Consider the following 14,992-nt stretch of genomic DNA (forward strand, 5'->3'; position numbering starts at 1 on the left):
CCGCTCACCCTTTGAAAGGCCCCCTCATGCCCCTGGCCCTGCTCGCCCTAGCCGTGGGCGCCTTCGGCATCGGCACCACCGAGTTCGTGATGATGGGCCTGCTGCCCGACGTCGCGGACGACCTGGGCATCTCGATTCCCGCCGCGGGACACCTGGTCTCGGCGTACGCGATCGGTGTCGTCATCGGCGCCCCGCTGCTCGCCGCGGTGACCGCCCGAATGTCCCGCCGCAAGGTCCTGATCGGCCTCATGGTGCTGTTCGTCGTGGGCAACACGCTCTCCGCCTTCGCCCCCGACCACCACTCGCTGCTCGCCGCCCGCTTCCTCAGCGGACTCCCTCACGGCGCCTTCTTCGGCGTCGGAGCCGTTGTCGCCACCGGCATGGTCGCCCCCGAGCGCAAGGCCCGCGCGGTCTCCCTGATGTTCCTCGGTCTGACCGTCGCGAACATCGCGGGCGTGCCCGCCGCGACGCTGGTGGGCCAGAACCTCGGCTGGCGCGCCACGTTCCTGGGTGTCAGCGTGATCGGCCTGGTGGCCATCGCGTCCCTGGCGCTGGTGCTCCCGCGTGACGACTCTCACGCCCCCGCCGCCGGACTGCGCGGCGAACTGGCCGCGCTCAAGTCCCTGCCGGTGTGGCTGGCCCTCGGCACGACCGTCGCGGGCTTCGGTGCGCTCTTCTCGGCGTACAGCTACATCACGCCGATGCTCACGGACTCCGCCGGATACGCCGACTCCAGCGTGACCCTGCTGCTCGCGCTGTTCGGGGTGGGCGCGACCATCGGCAACCTGCTGGGCGGCCGCCTGGCCGACCGCTCGATGCGGGGCACGCTGTTCGGCGGGCTCGTTTCGCTGGTGGCGGTTCTGGCTCTCTTCCCGGTTCTGATGGGCACGGCCTGGAGCGCGGCCCTGGCCGTGGTGCTGCTCGGTACGGCGGCCTTCGTCACCAGCTCCCCGCTTCTGCTGATGGTCATGGAGAAGGCATCCTCGGCCCCGTCCCTGGCCTCCTCCGCCAACCAGGCCGCGTTCAACCTCGCCAACGCCGGTGGTGCCTGGATCGGCGGGCTCACGCTGGCGGCGGGCTTCGGCACGACGTCGCCCGCCCTGGCGGGTGCGGGGCTCGCGGTCCTGGGCCTGGGGGTGGCGGTGGTCGCGTACGTGGTGGACCGCCGTCGGGTGACGGTCCGTACCGGACGCGTTGTCGCCGGGGGTGTTCCGCGGCCTGTGGAGACTGCCGCCCGTCGATGACCTCCGGCGGTTGTCCGCACGTCTCGGGGACGGGTGCCGGTCCGGTGCCCGTCCCGCTCAGACGTTCTCGCGCCACCTGTTGGTGATCGGCAGACGGCGGTCCTTGCCGAACCCCTTCGCGGAGATCTTGGTCCCGGCGGGTACTGCCGCCGCTTGTACTCCGCCGTGTCGACCATCCGCAGCGTCCTGGTGACCATCTCGCGGTCGAACCCCGCGGCCACGATCGCGTCGCGGCCCGTGTCCCGGTCCACGTACAGCTCCAGAATCCCGTCCAGGACGGGGTAGTCCGGCAGCGAGTCCGTGTCCACCTGGCCGGGCCGCAGCTCGGCGCTGGGAGGCTTGCTGATGGAGTTCTCGGGGATCGGCGGGGTCTGACCGCGCTCGGCCGCCGCGCGGTTGCGCCACCGGGCGAGCCGGAAGACCGACGTCTTGTAGACGTCCTTGATCGGGCCGTACGCGCCCACCGCGTCGCCGTAGAGCGTCGAATACCCCACCGCCGGCTCGGACTTGTTGCCCGGCGCCAGCACGATGTGCCCCTCCTGGTTGGAGAGGGCCATCAGCATGGTGCCGCGCAGCCGTGCCTGGAGGTTCTCCTCGGCCAGGCCGGTGAGGCCGAGCGACTCCATGCAGGCACTGAACATCGGCTCGATCGGTACGGTCCGGAAGTTGAGCCCGGTGCGGCGGGCCAGCTCGGCCGCGTCGTCCATCGCCTCGGCGTTGCCGGCGAGATCGCCGACCGTCGAGTCGATCTGATTCAGGGCGAGACGTAGTTGAGCCACGTGGTGAGTGTAATCGTCAGAGCGACGAAATGGGGGGTGGGGGGCGGCTGGAGGTGGGTGGGGCGTTTGTCGGCTGAGGTCGGCCCCCACCCACCCGCGGCCGACGAACATGCGAAACAAGCCCCCCGCACCGATCATGGGCGTCAATGATCAAGCCCCGCCCGACCGCAGCCGCCCTCCTGGCACTCGGCGCGCTCACCTACGCCGCCTGGACACTCGAAGCCGTCCTGACGACAGAGCTCGCCCCCGCGCACACCTACGTGAGCGAACTGGCCGCCCGGAACCAGCCCCACGGCACCCTGTTCCGCACGACGGACCTGCTCGCGGGCGCCCTGGTGTGGGCCGCAGGCCTGCTGGCATGGCTCCGGCGGACCTCCCCGGGGCGGTGGGCACAGGTCGGCTGGGCCGCACTCGTCCTCTTCGGCGCCGCCACAGCCGTGGACTCCCGCCTGCCACTGAGCTGCGCGCCCACCGCGGACCCCGCGTGCGCGGCACGGGAGCGCGCGGGCCTGCTGCCGGTGGCCCATTCCGCGCATTCCGTGAGCAGCACGGTCGCCCTGTGCGGCATCCTCGTCGCCATGGTGATCCTCACCCTCACCGCCCGCCGGTACGCGCCCCGGGCGCCCCTCGCCCGCTCCGGCCCCGCCCTGGTGACGCTCGAACTGGCCGCCACGGCTTGGACGCTGGCCGCCATCGCCGCGCTGGAGGCGGGCCACGACGGCTGGGGCCTGGGCGTCGCCCAGCGGCTTCAGGTGGGCGTCATCGCGGTCTGGATGGGGATACTGGCCGTTTCGCTGATGCGCCCCACCACGACATCCGGCGCACCTCTTCGGCGGCGGGGCCCGGACGCGGACGTACTCGGCAGGGAACGTATTCCGTCCGGTTCCGGAGACGCCCGCCCATGACCTTCGTACGCATCCTTGGAGTCCCCCATCACATCCGCGTCGACGGCACCGGGCCCGTCTGCGTGCTCAGTGCCGGTCTGGGGATGGCGTGGTTCGACTGGGATCCCGTCGTCCCGCTGCTCGCCCCGCACCGCACAGTCGTCCGCTTCGATCGGCCGGGGCTCGGGCTCAGCGGCCACGCGCGCGCGTGGCCCACGCTCACCGGTGAGGCGGAGCGCATCGCGCACGTGCTCGACGCGGCCGGGGTCGGGATCGGTGTGCCCGCGACCGTGGTGGGGCACTCGCTCGCCGGGTTCCACTGCGAGGCGTTCGCCCGGCTCTTCCCGGAGCGGACGGCCGGGCTCGTGCTCGTCGACTCCAGCGTCGAGGAGGCGCCCCGGGCCAGGAGGGCCCCCGGGTTCGCGGACGCGTGCACGCGCGCGTGCGGCACGTTGCTGTCCGCCGCGGGTGTCCCGCGCGTCCTGGGGCCCCTCCTGAGGCGCACCGCGGTCCGCGTCGGGCGGCACAGCGGCGGTGATCCGGCTCCGGACGACCTCGTCCGCCGCGCCTACTCCACCAGCCGTTTCCTGCACGCCGTCCTCGCCGAGAACAGCCACTACAGGGATCAGGCCGTCGAGCTGGCCTCCCTGAGGGGACGGTTTCCGCTCGACGCGCCCGTCACCGTGCTCGCCGCGTACGAGGGTGGTTCACGCCGGTGGCTCGACCGGCAGAGAGTTCTCGCCGAGCGGCTCGGCGGTACGTTGCGCGTGTCCGCGCCCGCCGGTCACCTCATGATGCTCGACCGCCCCCAGGACATCGCGGACGCGATCCTGGAGACATGAGCGCGCCCGCCCTCGCCGACAAGAAGCGGGGGACGGGCGCCGAACACATGGGAAAAGCGTCAGCGACGGTATGACGTCACATAGCCGGGGGCGGGCGAACCCACTCCGGTGACGTCGTCGTATCCCCGCACGGCCTTCAGCGAGCTGTCCTTGCCGAGGCTGCGGACGGAGGTCAGCAGACCCTCCGACGCGTCGAACGCGTTGACGAAGTCGACGCGCGCCACCGCGAGGTCACGGCCCGTGGGGCGGTCCGTGACGTCGTGGTAGAGCTTCGAGCCGTAACGGTCGTAGATCGCCGGGTTGGCGAAGCCGATCGGGTGGCCGCCGCGCTGCTGCTGGGCGAGCGCCTGGACGCCCGCGATGACCGGCGAGGCGAGCGAGGTGCCGCCGATGCGGTACTCGTCGTACTTCTGCGTCCCGTCCGGGAAGGTCTGCGTCTGGCCGACCAGGAACCCGGTGTTGGGGTCGGCGATCGCGGAGATGTCCGGCACCGTTCGCATAGCTTGTTTGCCGCCCGCCTTCGCGAGCGCGGACGGGACCACGCCCCGCTGGTAGAACGGCTGCCTCACCGTCGCGCTGGTGCCGCCGCCCGCGCCGGAGGTGTACGCGCCCGGGAAGTCCGTCCAGCTCTTGCCGTCGTCCGACAGCGTGGCCCTGAACGTGCCCCAGCCGGTCTCCCACTTGTACGTGTCGCCCTTGCCGACGGCCAGCGAGGTGCCGCCGACCGCCGTCACCCACGCCGAGTTGGCCGGGGTGTCGACCTGCTTCGTACCGGTGTTCGCGACCTCGTCGCCGTTGTCGCCGGACGAGAAGTAGAAGCCGATGCCCTCGATCGCGCCCAGCTGGAAGACCTGGTCGTAGGCGGCCGCGAGGTCCGGTGTCTGGTTGGCCTCGATGTCGCCCCACGAGTTGGAGACGATGTCGGCCAGATGCCCGTCGACGATCTTGCCGAGCGAGTCGAGCAGATCGTCGTCGTAGCAGGACTCGGCGCCGACGTAGACGATGTCCGAGGCGGGCGCGACGGCGTGCACGGCCTCGACGTCGAGGGTCTCCTCGCCGTACCAGCCCGCCGCCCCGCACTCCTCGGTCCGCGTGTACTGCGTCGGCAGCACCTGGCTCAACTGCCCGCCGCCGTACGCCGCGTCGCCGTGCTTCGCCGCGTACGTGGCCGCGTCCGCCGCGATGGTGGGCGAGGCGTACGCGTCCGTGATCGCCACGGTCACGCCCTTGCCGGTCGCCCGGCCGGCCCCGTACGCGGCCCGCAGCTGCCTGCCCGTGTAGCCCTTCACGGCGTACGGGATCTTCGTGCCGTAGGCCTTCGGGAGCGTCGTCGCGGTCTTCGAGCCGTAGTACGAGGAGAACGGCCCGGCGTTGTGGAACACCGCGTCCGGCGGCGGCAGCGTGTCGGAGTGGTTCGCCTTGTGCGGGGCGTTGTCCAGACCGGTGACCGTGAGGACGGCGCCGTTCAGGCCCGCGGGCGCCGAGGCGGCCTTGGAGGGTGCCCGGTACGTCTTCCTGCCCTTGGCGTAGTTGTGCAGCTGGGTGCCGAACGCCTTCTCCGCGTCGGCCACTTCACCCGTCACCGAGAGGTAGTGCCGCGTGGTTTCCGTGACAGTCAGTCCCGCCGACTTCAACCAGGCGGTCACGTCGGCCACCTGGGCCCTGGTCGCGCCGAAGCGGGCCTCGGCCTGCCCCGCGCTCAGGTACTTCCCGTACGAGGCCGACGACGGGTCGGAGACGGCCTCGGCGTAGGCGCTCAGGCCCGCCGCGTCCCGGCCGGCGAGGTAGACCCGGGCCGAGACCCGGGAGGCGTCCGCCGTGGCTCCCTTGTCCGCCCCGGCGGTGGCCCACAGCGGTTTGGTGCCCTGGAGCGTGTCACGGCCGTCCGGGTCGGTCGACGCATGGGCCGCGGGTATGCCGAGTGCCAGCGCACCGGCGAGCAGAGGCAGTGTCGCCGCCATGCTCACACCGGCACGCACCGCGGCTCGGTTGGATCTCATGGAGAACCCCCTAATGGATCTCTGGATGGGGGTCACTCTTGCGATGAACCGTTCATGCCAGGGGAATGGCGGGGGCATGGCTGGGCCAAGAAGCGCCCAAGGAACCGTATGTGCAAAGGATTTGGGGCGCGATGCCCGACATAAAACGGTCGCGCCCCAGCGTCGGCGTCAGCTTCACCGGAGCGGCTTGCGGGGAGTTGCCTCGCCCGGCTCGGCTCGGCTCGGCCGCTTCGCGTCGGCCCCGGGCGAGCGGCTCGGCGCCGGGCTCAGCTCTGTGGCTTCGCGCCACGCTTCTTCAACAGGTCGGTGATGAGCCGCATCTCCGACTCCTGGGCCTGGACCATCCCCCGCGCGAGCCGTCGCTCGACGCCGACCTTGCACCGCTCCACACAGCCCTTGGCCATGTGCACCCCGCCCATGTGGTGGGCGTACATGAGCTGCAGATAGCGGATCTCGGCGGCCTTGCCGTTCAGCTTGCCCAGCGACTCCATCTGGGCCGTCGTCGCCATGCCCGGCATCAGCGAGCCGTCCCCGGCGGACGGCATGCCACTCATGTCCATCCAGGCCATGGGCTCCTCGGCCGACACCTTGGGCAGCTCCCACAGGTCCAGCCAGCCGAGCATCATGCCGCGCTGGTTGGCCTGCGTCTGCGCGATGTCGTACGCGAGACGGCGTACCTCTTCGTCCTTGGTGCGGTCGCGCACGATGTACGACATCTCGACGGCCTGCTGGTGGTGCACCGCCATGTCACGCGCGAAGCCGGCGTCCGCGGAGTCGGCCGCCGGGGCCTTCATGCCGGAGTCGTCGCTGTCGGCGACCGCGTACGTGATCGCCCCGGCCGCCACGACCACGGCCGCGGCGACCCCGGAGATCCAGCCGGCGAACTTCATCTTCCTCACTGCGACAGGCCGTTGGTGCAGGCGGCGCCCGGCTCGGGCGTCTGCTTGCCCTGGACGTACGTCTCGAAGAACTTGGCGGCGGCCGGGTCGCTCGCACTCGTCACCGTGCGCTGGTGGCCCCACGCGGAGAGCATGATCGGGTCCTTCTGGCCCTCGACCGGGCTCATCAGCGTGTACGGGGTCTTCTTGACCTTCGCCGAGAGCGCCTTCACGTCCGCGTCCGACGCCTTGCTGTTGTACGTCACCCAGACCGCGCCGTGCTCAAGGGAGTGCACGGCGTTCACGTTCTTGATCGCCTTGGTGTAGACGTCGCCGTTGCAGTTCATCCACACCTGGTTGTGGTCACCGCCGACCGGGGGCTCCATCGGGTACTTCACGTCCTTGGTGACGTGGTTCTGCGTGAGCTTGGTGCTCCACGTCTTCACCCCGTCCTTGCCCGTGACGAACTTCCCCGACGTCGACTTCGAGTCGCCCGACGCGCTGTCCTTGTCGTCGGACTGCGAGTTGATCAGGTACGCGCCGCCGGCGACGAGACCGGCGACGACGATCACGCTCGCGGTGATCGTGAGGATCCGGCTGCGGCGCTCACGTGCCTGCTCGGCACGCCGCATCTCCTCTATCCGCGCCTTGCGCGACTTGGACTCTGTCTTCTTGGCGGAACCCATGGGGTGGTCCTTCTGGGGGAAAGGTTGGATATGGGGTGTGCGCGAAGCGCTCGTTCAGGGTGGTGGTGGGTGACGGGCGGGCGTGTGGTCAGCTGATCGTAGTGGGGGAGAAGTGGATGTACGCGGGGAGGCCGGAGGAATGGCCAAATGAGGGTTTCGTCACCTGCCAGGAGACAGCAGCGGCCGGCCATTACATGCGCGGCGCTCAGCGGGCAAGATGGGCGTCACAGCAGTACACCTGCCGTATGTCAGGCGTTCAGGCGGAGGTCGGCCGGGCGATCTGGGTCCGCAACGCGCATGAAATGCTGTTGTGGTGTGATGCGCAGGTGCCCGACCGCCTCCCTGGGACGGGAGCAGGCGGCCTGACCAGCAAGATTGGGTGGAAGCGGAAGATGGACAAGCAGCAGGAGTTCGTGCTCCGTACGTTGGAAGAGCGCGACATCCGTTTCGTACGCCTGTGGTTCACGGACGTGCTGGGCTTCCTCAAGTCGGTGGCCGTGGCCCCGGCCGAGCTGGAGCAGGCCTTCGACGAGGGCATCGGCTTCGACGGGTCGGCCATCGAGGGCTTCGCCCGCGTCTACGAGTCCGACATGATCGCCAAGCCGGACCCCTCGACCTTCCAGGTCCTTCCGTGGCGTGCGGAGGCCCCCGGCACGGCCCGGATGTTCTGCGACATCCTCATGCCGGACGGCTCGCCGTCCTTCGCGGACCCGAGGTATGTGCTGAAGAGGGCCCTGGCCAAGGCCTCCGACCTGGGCTTCACCTTCTACACCCACCCGGAGATCGAGTTCTTCCTGCTGAAGGACAAGCCGGTCGACGGCTCGCGCCCGACGCCCGCCGACAACTCCGGCTACTTCGACCACACCCCGCAGAACGTCGGCATGGACTTCCGCCGCCAGGCGATCACCATGCTGGAGTCGATGGGCATCTCGGTCGAGTTCTCCCACCACGAGGGCGCCCCCGGCCAGCAGGAGATCGACCTCCGCTACGCGGACGCGCTCTCGACGGCGGACAACATCATGACGTTCCGCCTGGTCATGAAGCAGGTGGCGCTGGAGCAGGGCGTGAACGCGACCTTCATGCCGAAGCCGTTCTCGGAGCACCCGGGCAGTGGCATGCACACGCACCTCTCGCTCTTCGAGGGCGACCGCAACGCCTTCTATGAGTCGGGCTCCGAGTACCAGCTCTCCAAGGTCGGCCGCTCCTTCATCGCGGGCCTGCTGAAGCACGCGGCGGAGATCGCGGCGGTCACCAACCAGTGGGTCAACTCGTACAAGCGCATCTGGGGCGGCTCCGAGCGCACCGCGGGCGCCGGTGGCGAGGCTCCCTCGTACATCTGCTGGGGCCACAACAACCGCTCGGCCCTGGTCCGCGTCCCGATGTACAAGCCCGGCAAGACGGGCTCGGCACGGGTGGAGGTCCGCTCCCTCGACTCGGGCGCGAACCCGTACCTGGCGTACGCGATGCTCCTCGCCGCCGGCCTCAAGGGCATCGAGGAGGGTTACGAGCTCCCGCCGGGCGCCGAGGACGACGTCTGGGCCCTCTCCGACGCCGAACGCCGCGCGATGGGCATCGAGCCCCTTCCCCAGAACCTCGGCGAGGCTCTCTCCCTCATGGAGCGCAGCGACCTCGTCGCCGAAACCCTCGGCGAACACGTCTTCGACTTCTTCCTCCGCAACAAGCGCCAGGAGTGGGAGGAGTACCGCTCCGAGGTGACGGCCTTCGAACTGCGGAAGAACCTGCCGGTGCTGTAGGCGCAGGTCAGCGGGGTATACAGCCGATTCGACACCTTGGGGCCGACGGTCGTGGACCGTCGGCCCCAAGGTGTTTCATTGCTCTGGGCCGCCTCTGTTCCCGGAAGGAAACGGCTGACCCCAGACGCTCGCCGAAGGCCCGGCCGGCGAAAAGGTTGGTGCGCGGGGCCCAGCGCAAGAAGCTGTCCCGCGCCGAACGGCAGAACAACGGCCCGTACCGCAACCTCGACCGCCAGGGCGCAGCCGACCAGAAGGCGGAGCTGATGCGCAAGATGCGCGAGAAGGCAGCCGCAGCTGAGGGCGCCGGTCAGACGGGCGACGACACCGCAAAGAGCTGACGCACCGCTGCCGCAGGGGCGGCACCGCACGGGGCAGGGCCCCGGACCGCGACGCGCGGTCCGGGGCCCTGCTGCCGTACCGGGGCTCTTCTGCCGTACCGGGCGCGGCCGGTACGGCTCAGCTCGCGCCGACCCCACGACACCGTGCCACCGCATCGCCGTGAAGCACCGTATCTGGGACGAGCCGTTCGCCTCCGACGATCTCTGATCGTGGGGTCAGCCGGTGAGGGGGTCCGTCACGGGGTCTGTTCGGCCAGGTCCGTCATGAGCTTGTGGAGGGGCTTTGTGGCGCGCTCCCGGAATTCCTGGATGGCCCAGCCGTTGCCGTCCGGGTCGGTGAAGTGCATGAAGGTGCCGCCGTCCTGGGGGGCGTACTGGACGGGTTCGCTGACGTCCAGGCCCCGGGCGGTCAGCTCCTCGTAGGCCGCCTTGGCGTCCGCCACGACCAGCTGCAGACCGTGGTACGTGCCCGGCTGCGGAGTTCCCGTCGGGATGGGCACCCCCTCGGCGAGCGCGATCGAACAGCCGGAACCGGGGGGTGTCAGCTGGACCACGCGCGCGCCCGGCATCACCTCGGTGTCGAGGTCGACGTGGAATCCGACCTTGTCCTGGTAGAAGGCCTTCGCCCGGTCGATGTCGGTGACGGGAAGTGTGATCACTTCGAGGGCCATGTCCATGGAACGACTCCTTTGTCGTACGCATTGTCTTAGGCGTGCAGTAGGTGCTGCCGGTGGTGCTGTCGTAGGCGTTGCGCCGTCAGTCCGTGCGTCACGTGCGTCACGTGCGTCCGTCGAACCGCCAGCGGGTCTGGCTGAACGGCTCTCCCTTACCGAAGCCGAAAACGGTCCCGGGCGCCACCGAGAAAACGAGGGCCTTCCCGGCGCCGTGGTGGAAGTGCCCGTCGCCGACCTCGAAGTGCCAGAAACTGCCGTACTTGCCCTCCCACGCCTCGGCCAGCGCGCGCAGCCTGTCGTCGTCGGACACCCGGACCGCCTCGCCCTCCACCACGAGGTCGTACCCCTTGTTCCAGGTGTTGGTGCCCGTGGTCAGTACGACGCTCGGGTTCAGCGCGAGGTTGCGCGCCTTGCGCTCCTCGGGCCCGGTGCAGAAGTGCAGCGCCCCGTCCGACCACACCGTCGGCAGGGGCGTCACATGCGGCCGTCCGTCGGGGCGTACGGTCGAGATCCAGAACAGCTCGGACTCGGCCAGCAGCGCCTCGGTCTCGGACCAGGGGCGTGCGGTGGCGGTCTCGTCGCTGTAGCGCGTGTCCAGCTCGGCCCGTGGTTCCATGAGCTCTCCTCCTGTGGCCCGGCGGATGTCTGGATGATTCCTCACCAGGACAGACCCCGCCCACCGACGGAACTCATCGGTCCGGCGGTCACTACATGAGCCGGCGGCCGGCCACAGGACCTCCGCCTCGGGAACATCCGCTCGCCGCAACCGGCAGACCGGACGTGCTCGTGGACCCGCGCCGACCGGCCACGATGGTCGTGGCGCGCTGAAACCGCTGTCCCGCGCCCAGGCGCTTCCCCCAGGCTCTCCGGTTAGGCTCAGGGCCGTACGACCTTGATCCGTGGGAGGAACCGGAGGCCGGGGATGATGACGCCGGGGCGCAGGAGCAGTACCTTCACGCGGCTGCTGCGGCACGGCTTCACCGATCCGTCCGCCGCCGAGCGGCTCATGGAGAGCGCGGAGCTCGCGCCGATACGGAACGATCCGGTGCTGCTCGACGCGCTCGGAGCCACCGCCGATCCGGACCTGGCACTGCTCGGGCTCGTACGGCTCGTCGAGGCGCAGGACGGTCACACGGCCCGGCGCGAGCTGCTCGACACGCTGATCGCGGCCAAGCCGCTGCGCGACCGGCTGCTCGGGGTGCTCGGCGCGTCCGCCGCGCTCGGCGACCACCTCGCGCGGCATCCGCTCGACTGGCAGGTCCTCGTGATGTACGAGCCGCAGGACCTGCACCCGGGCACCGCGGAGTTCGAACGAGGGCTCGCCGGGGCCTCCGACCCCGTGACGCTGCGCGTCGCCTACCGGCGGTGTCTGCTGTCCATCGCCGCGCGTGACGTGTGCGGGACGACCGATGTCGCGCAGACCGCCGCCGAGCTCGCCGATCTCGCGACCGCCACCCTGCGGGCCGCGCTCGCCATCGCGCGGTCGGCCGCGCCCGAGGACGCCGCGATGTGCCGGCTCGCGGTGATCGCCATGGGCAAGTGCGGGGGACACGAGCTCAATTACGTCTCCGACGTCGATGTCATCTTCGTCGGGGAGGCCGTCGACGGGGCCGACGAGGGGAAGGCGCTGCGGGCAGCCACTCGGCTGGCCTCGCATCTGATGCGGATCTGTTCCGAGACCACGGTGGAGGGGTCGATCTGGCCCGTCGACGCCAATCTTCGGCCCGAGGGGCGCAACGGGCCGCTCGTTCGGACGCTCAGCAGCCACCTCGCCTACTACCAGCGGTGGGCCAAGACCTGGGAGTTCCAGGCCCTGTTGAAGGCCCGGCCCGTTGCCGGGGACGTCGAACTGGGGGAGACGTACGTCGCCACGCTCGCGCCGCTCGTCTGGCAGGCCGCGGAGCGGGACAACTTCGTCCCGGACGTGCAGAAGATGCGGCGACGGGTGGTCGAGAACATCCCCGTCGCCGAGATCGAGCGCGAGCTGAAGCTCGGGCCCGGCGGTCTGCGGGACGTCGAATTCGCCGTGCAGCTCCTGCAGTTGGTGCACGGGCGGGCCGACACGTCGCTGCGCAGCGGGACCACGCTGGACGCCTTGAAGGCGCTGGCCGCGGGTGGGTACGTGGGGCGTGTCGACGCCGTGCTGCTGGAGGACGCCTACCGGTTCCTGCGTTCCATGGAGCACCGCATACAGCTCTTCCGGCTGCGGCGTACGCACCTCGTGCCCGAGGACGACGCCGATCTGCGGCGTATCGGGCGGTCGTTGGGGCTGCGCACCGACCCCATCGCCGAGCTGAACCGGGAGTGGAAGCGGCACGCCTCCGTGGTGCGGCGGCTGCACGAGAAGCTCTTCTACCGGCCGTTGCTGGACGCAGTCGCCCAACTCGCGCCCGGCGAGAGCCGGTTGAGTACGACGGCGGCGCGGGAGCGGCTGGTCGCGCTGGGGTATGCCGATCCTGCCGCCGCTTTGCGGCATCTGGAGGCGCTCGCCTCCGGGGTTTCCCGTAAGGCAGCCATCCAACGGACCCTGCTGCCCGTTCTGTTGGGGTGGTTCGCCGACTCGGCCGACCCCGACGCCGGGTTGTTCAACTTCCGCAAGGTGTCCGACGCGCTGGGCAAGACCCCTTGGTATCTGCGGCTGTTGAGGGACGAAGGGGCCGCTGCCGAGAATCTCGCCCGGGTGCTGTCCGCCGGGCGGCTGGCCCCCGACCTGCTGATGCGGGCGCCCGAGGCCGTGGCGCTGCTCGGGGACGGGGACGGTGGCGGGCTCGAACCCCGCAGCCGGGCCCATCTGGAGCAGGAGATCCTCGCGGCCGTCGGGCGGGCCAGCGGGGGCGAGGCCGCGGTCACCGCCGCGCGTGGTGTGCGGCGGCGGGAGCTGTTCCGTACGGCCGCCATCGACATCGTGAACTCCTACGGGACCGAGGAGACGCCGGCCAACGCGGACCAGGGTGCGCTGGTGGATCTGGTCGGCGGGGCCGTCTCGGATCTGACGGCGGCGACGCTCGCGGGCACGTTGCGGGCCGTGGTGCGGGACAAGTGGGGGGAGACCCTGCCCACCCGGTTCGCGGTCATCGGGATGGGGCGCTTCGGGGGACATGAGCTGGGTTACGGGTCCGACGCGGATGTGCTGTTCGTGCACGAGCCCCGGGAAGGGGTCGATGAGCAGGAGGCTTCCCGGGCCGCGAACTCCGTTGTCTCCGAGATGCGGCGGCTGCTGGAGGTGTCCAGTGCGGATCCGCCGCTGCTGATCGACGCGGATCTGCGGCCCGAGGGGAAGTCCGGGCCGCTCGTGCGGACGTTGAAGTCGTACGAGGCGTACTACCGCCGGTGGTCTCTCGTGTGGGAGGCGCACGCCCTGCTTCGGGCCGAAGTCGTGGCCGGGGACGAGGAGTTGGGGCGGCGGTTCATCGAGCTGGTCGATCCGTTGCGGTATCCGGCGGAGGGCCTCGGCGAGGACGCCGTGCGGGAGATCCGGCGGTTGAAGGCCCGGATGGAGTCCGAGCGGATGCCTCGCGGGGCGGATCCGACGTTGCACACCAAGCTGGGGCGGGGTGGGCTGTCCGATGTGGAGTGGACCGTTCAGCTGCTTCAGCTGCGGCACGGGTGGGCGGAGCCCGGGCTGCGGACCACTCGTACGCGGGAGGCCCTCGCGGCGGCCTGTGCGGCGGAGCTGATCTCCGGAGAGGATGCTTCGACTCTGGACGAGGCCTGGGTTCTTGCCACTCGGGTGCGCAACGCGGTGATGCTCGTGCGGGGGCGGGCCGGAGACACGTTCCCTTCCGACGGGCGTGAACTTGCCGCCGTGGGGCGGTACTTGGGGTACGGGCCGGGGCATGTGGGGGACATGCTCGATGACTATCGGCGTACTACTCGGCGGGCTCGGGCCGTTGTCGAGGAGTTGTTCTACGGGGCCGCTGAACGGTAGCGGGGCGGCCGAGCGGTAGGGGGTTGTCGTCGTTCGCCCGCTCGGCGGGGGAGGGCGGCGGACTCCCCGCCGCGTCCCCTTCCGACGTCCTGCGGGTGCGGGTCATCGCCACGCCGGTCAGGACCACTGCCATGCCTGCCCAGATGCGGACGCCGGTGGACTCGTCGAGGACCAGGGCGCCCAGGGCGACGGAGACAACCGGGAGCAGGTAGCCGACCGTTGCCGCGCTCGTGGGGCCCTCGTCCGCGATGAGACGGTAGTTGAGGTAGAAGGTGACGCCCGTGCCGAGGATGCCCAGGGCGGTGACCGCCAGTAGGCCCGTGGCGTCGGTGTGCAGGGAGCCGGCCGCGGGGACGGAGAGGGTCGTCCAGGCTGTGGCGGCCAGGAGTTGGGCCGCCGACATGGCTATCGGCGCGCCCCGGTCGGTGAGTTTGCGGGCCATGTACGCGAAGGCGATGGCGTAGCTCGCCGCGGCGGCCAGGAGGGACAGGGCGCCCCAGGTCAGCAGACCCGCCGAGCGCTGCCAGGGGGCGAAGATCAGGAGTGTTCCCGCGAAGCCCAGGAACAGGCCGGTCAGGCGGACGCGGCCCAGTCCGCGGTCGGTGCCCAGGAGGATGCCGAGCAGCAGTGACCACAGGGGAGTTGTCGCGTTCAGTACGCCCGCGATGCCCGAGTCGACAGTCTGCTCGCCGATGCTGAAGAGGGCGAAGGGGATCGCGTTGCAGAAGAGGGCCGCGATGGCGAGGTGGCCCCAGGTGGCACGCGAGCGGGGGAGGTGCTGGCGCGCCGAGCGGGCCAGGAGGAGGAGTACCGCCGTGCCCAGGGCACAGCGGGTGATCGTGATCTGGGCGGGGGACAGGCCGTGGTTCAGGGCCAGTTTGATCCACAGGAAGCCCGAGCCCCAGAGGAGGGCCAGGGCGGCCATGCGGAGGGTCGATGTGAGTGGCATGCGTCCACGGTGAGGCAGACTGTGGTGTAAGGACAA

General features: G+C 70.5%; 12 protein-coding genes and 1 pseudogene. 6 read left to right on the top strand and 7 right to left on the bottom strand.

Annotated elements, in window-relative coordinates:
• Positions 1-26 precede the first annotated feature (26 nt).
• Positions 27-1,244 carry an MFS transporter gene (locus ACZ5VQ_RS40735; RefSeq protein ID WP_469109407.1) on the top strand — a complete coding sequence of 406 codons (1,218 nt, stop codon included), beginning with the start codon at positions 27-29 and terminating at the stop codon, positions 1,242-1,244.
• A gap of 57 nt (positions 1,245-1,301) precedes the next feature.
• Here the strand turns inward: ACZ5VQ_RS40735 and nadE are convergent.
• Positions 1,302-1,948, bottom strand: a pseudogene (gene nadE / locus ACZ5VQ_RS40740) (NAD(+) synthase); the annotation flags it as partial.
• 221 nt (positions 1,949-2,169) lie between these two features.
• Here nadE and ACZ5VQ_RS40745 point away from each other — a divergent pair.
• Both ACZ5VQ_RS40745 and ACZ5VQ_RS40750 read left to right on the top strand, forming a co-directional pair.
• A complete protein-coding gene (locus ACZ5VQ_RS40745; RefSeq protein WP_469109408.1) occupies positions 2,170-2,928 on the top strand; it encodes a DUF998 domain-containing protein in 759 nt (252 codons plus the stop codon).
• Positions 2,925-3,749, top strand: coding sequence for an alpha/beta fold hydrolase (locus ACZ5VQ_RS40750; protein ID WP_469109409.1), 825 nt, complete (start codon positions 2,925-2,927; stop codon positions 3,747-3,749). Before ACZ5VQ_RS40745 ends, ACZ5VQ_RS40750 begins: the two co-directional genes overlap by 4 nt.
• Before the next feature lie 59 nt (positions 3,750-3,808).
• Here ACZ5VQ_RS40750 and ACZ5VQ_RS40755 read toward each other — a convergent pair whose 3' ends face one another.
• The 3 genes from ACZ5VQ_RS40755 to ACZ5VQ_RS40765 all read right to left on the bottom strand — a co-directional run bounded on the left by ACZ5VQ_RS40755 (position 3,809) and on the right by ACZ5VQ_RS40765 (position 7,313).
• Positions 3,809-5,749 carry a S53 family peptidase gene (locus ACZ5VQ_RS40755; protein ID WP_469109410.1) on the bottom strand — a complete coding sequence of 647 codons (1,941 nt, stop codon included), beginning with the start codon at positions 5,747-5,749 and terminating at the stop codon, positions 3,809-3,811.
• A gap of 266 nt (positions 5,750-6,015) precedes the next feature.
• A complete protein-coding gene (locus ACZ5VQ_RS40760; RefSeq protein WP_469109411.1) occupies positions 6,016-6,639 on the bottom strand; it encodes a DUF305 domain-containing protein in 624 nt (207 codons plus the stop codon).
• 5 nt (positions 6,640-6,644) lie between these two features.
• Complete coding sequence (locus tag ACZ5VQ_RS40765; RefSeq protein ID WP_469109412.1) at positions 6,645-7,313, bottom strand: DUF3105 domain-containing protein; 669 nt, start codon at positions 7,311-7,313, stop codon at positions 6,645-6,647.
• A gap of 392 nt (positions 7,314-7,705) precedes the next feature.
• Here ACZ5VQ_RS40765 and glnA point away from each other — a divergent pair, with 392 nt between their 5' ends.
• The gene (glnA, locus tag ACZ5VQ_RS40770) at positions 7,706-9,067 is read left to right on the top strand and encodes a type I glutamate--ammonia ligase (protein WP_362080165.1); all 1,362 of its coding nucleotides are present in this window, start codon (positions 7,706-7,708) and stop codon (positions 9,065-9,067) included.
• 158 nt (positions 9,068-9,225) lie between these two features.
• Positions 9,226-9,405, top strand: coding sequence for a DUF6243 family protein (locus ACZ5VQ_RS40775; RefSeq protein ID WP_469109413.1), 180 nt, complete (start codon positions 9,226-9,228; stop codon positions 9,403-9,405).
• Between the two features lie 236 nt (positions 9,406-9,641).
• Here ACZ5VQ_RS40775 and ACZ5VQ_RS40780 read toward each other — a convergent pair whose 3' ends face one another.
• Both ACZ5VQ_RS40780 and ACZ5VQ_RS40785 read right to left on the bottom strand, forming a co-directional pair.
• The gene (locus ACZ5VQ_RS40780) at positions 9,642-10,082 is read right to left on the bottom strand and encodes a VOC family protein (protein WP_362080168.1); all 441 of its coding nucleotides are present in this window, start codon (positions 10,080-10,082) and stop codon (positions 9,642-9,644) included.
• Positions 10,083-10,182: 100 nt separating this feature from the next.
• Entirely contained in the window at positions 10,183-10,695 is a 513-nt protein-coding gene (locus ACZ5VQ_RS40785; RefSeq protein ID WP_469109414.1) for a pyridoxamine 5'-phosphate oxidase family protein, read from the bottom strand.
• Between the two features lie 306 nt (positions 10,696-11,001).
• On the opposite strand from ACZ5VQ_RS40785, the gene ACZ5VQ_RS40790 reads away from it, so the two are divergent.
• Positions 11,002-14,007: a bifunctional [glutamine synthetase] adenylyltransferase/[glutamine synthetase]-adenylyl-L-tyrosine phosphorylase gene (locus ACZ5VQ_RS40790; RefSeq protein ID WP_469109415.1), complete on the top strand. Its 3,006-nt coding sequence runs from the start codon at positions 11,002-11,004 to the stop codon at positions 14,005-14,007.
• On the opposite strand, the gene ACZ5VQ_RS40795 is transcribed toward ACZ5VQ_RS40790, so the two are convergent.
• Positions 13,949-14,956, bottom strand: a complete 1,008-nt coding sequence (locus ACZ5VQ_RS40795; RefSeq protein WP_469109416.1) for a DMT family transporter — start codon at positions 14,954-14,956, stop codon at positions 13,949-13,951. The two genes, ACZ5VQ_RS40790 and ACZ5VQ_RS40795, sit on opposite strands and share 59 nt — an antisense overlap.
• Positions 14,957-14,992 lie beyond the last annotated feature (36 nt).

This window comes from Streptomyces sp. NPDC033178 (genome assembly GCF_055577685.1).

What these genes read in the sequence shown, in the direction of transcription:
- ACZ5VQ_RS40735 (WP_469109407.1), top strand. Translation starts at nt 27, where the DNA reads ATGCCCCTGGCCCTGCTCGCCCTAGCCGTGGGCGCCTTCGGCATCGGC.
- ACZ5VQ_RS40745 (WP_469109408.1), top strand. Translation starts at nt 2,170, where the DNA reads ATGATCAAGCCCCGCCCGACCGCAGCCGCCCTCCTGGCACTCGGCGCG.
- ACZ5VQ_RS40750 (WP_469109409.1), top strand. Translation starts at nt 2,925, where the DNA reads ATGACCTTCGTACGCATCCTTGGAGTCCCCCATCACATCCGCGTCGAC.
- ACZ5VQ_RS40755 (WP_469109410.1), bottom strand. Translation starts at nt 5,749, where the DNA reads ATGAGATCCAACCGAGCCGCGGTGCGTGCCGGTGTGAGCATGGCGGCG.
- ACZ5VQ_RS40760 (WP_469109411.1), bottom strand. Translation starts at nt 6,639, where the DNA reads ATGAAGTTCGCCGGCTGGATCTCCGGGGTCGCCGCGGCCGTGGTCGTG.
- ACZ5VQ_RS40765 (WP_469109412.1), bottom strand. Translation starts at nt 7,313, where the DNA reads ATGGGTTCCGCCAAGAAGACAGAGTCCAAGTCGCGCAAGGCGCGGATA.
- glnA (WP_362080165.1), top strand. Translation starts at nt 7,706, where the DNA reads ATGGACAAGCAGCAGGAGTTCGTGCTCCGTACGTTGGAAGAGCGCGAC.
- ACZ5VQ_RS40780 (WP_362080168.1), bottom strand. Translation starts at nt 10,082, where the DNA reads ATGGACATGGCCCTCGAAGTGATCACACTTCCCGTCACCGACATCGAC.
- ACZ5VQ_RS40785 (WP_469109414.1), bottom strand. Translation starts at nt 10,695, where the DNA reads ATGGAACCACGGGCCGAGCTGGACACGCGCTACAGCGACGAGACCGCC.
- ACZ5VQ_RS40790 (WP_469109415.1), top strand. Translation starts at nt 11,002, where the DNA reads ATGATGACGCCGGGGCGCAGGAGCAGTACCTTCACGCGGCTGCTGCGG.
- ACZ5VQ_RS40795 (WP_469109416.1), bottom strand. Translation starts at nt 14,956, where the DNA reads ATGCCACTCACATCGACCCTCCGCATGGCCGCCCTGGCCCTCCTCTGG.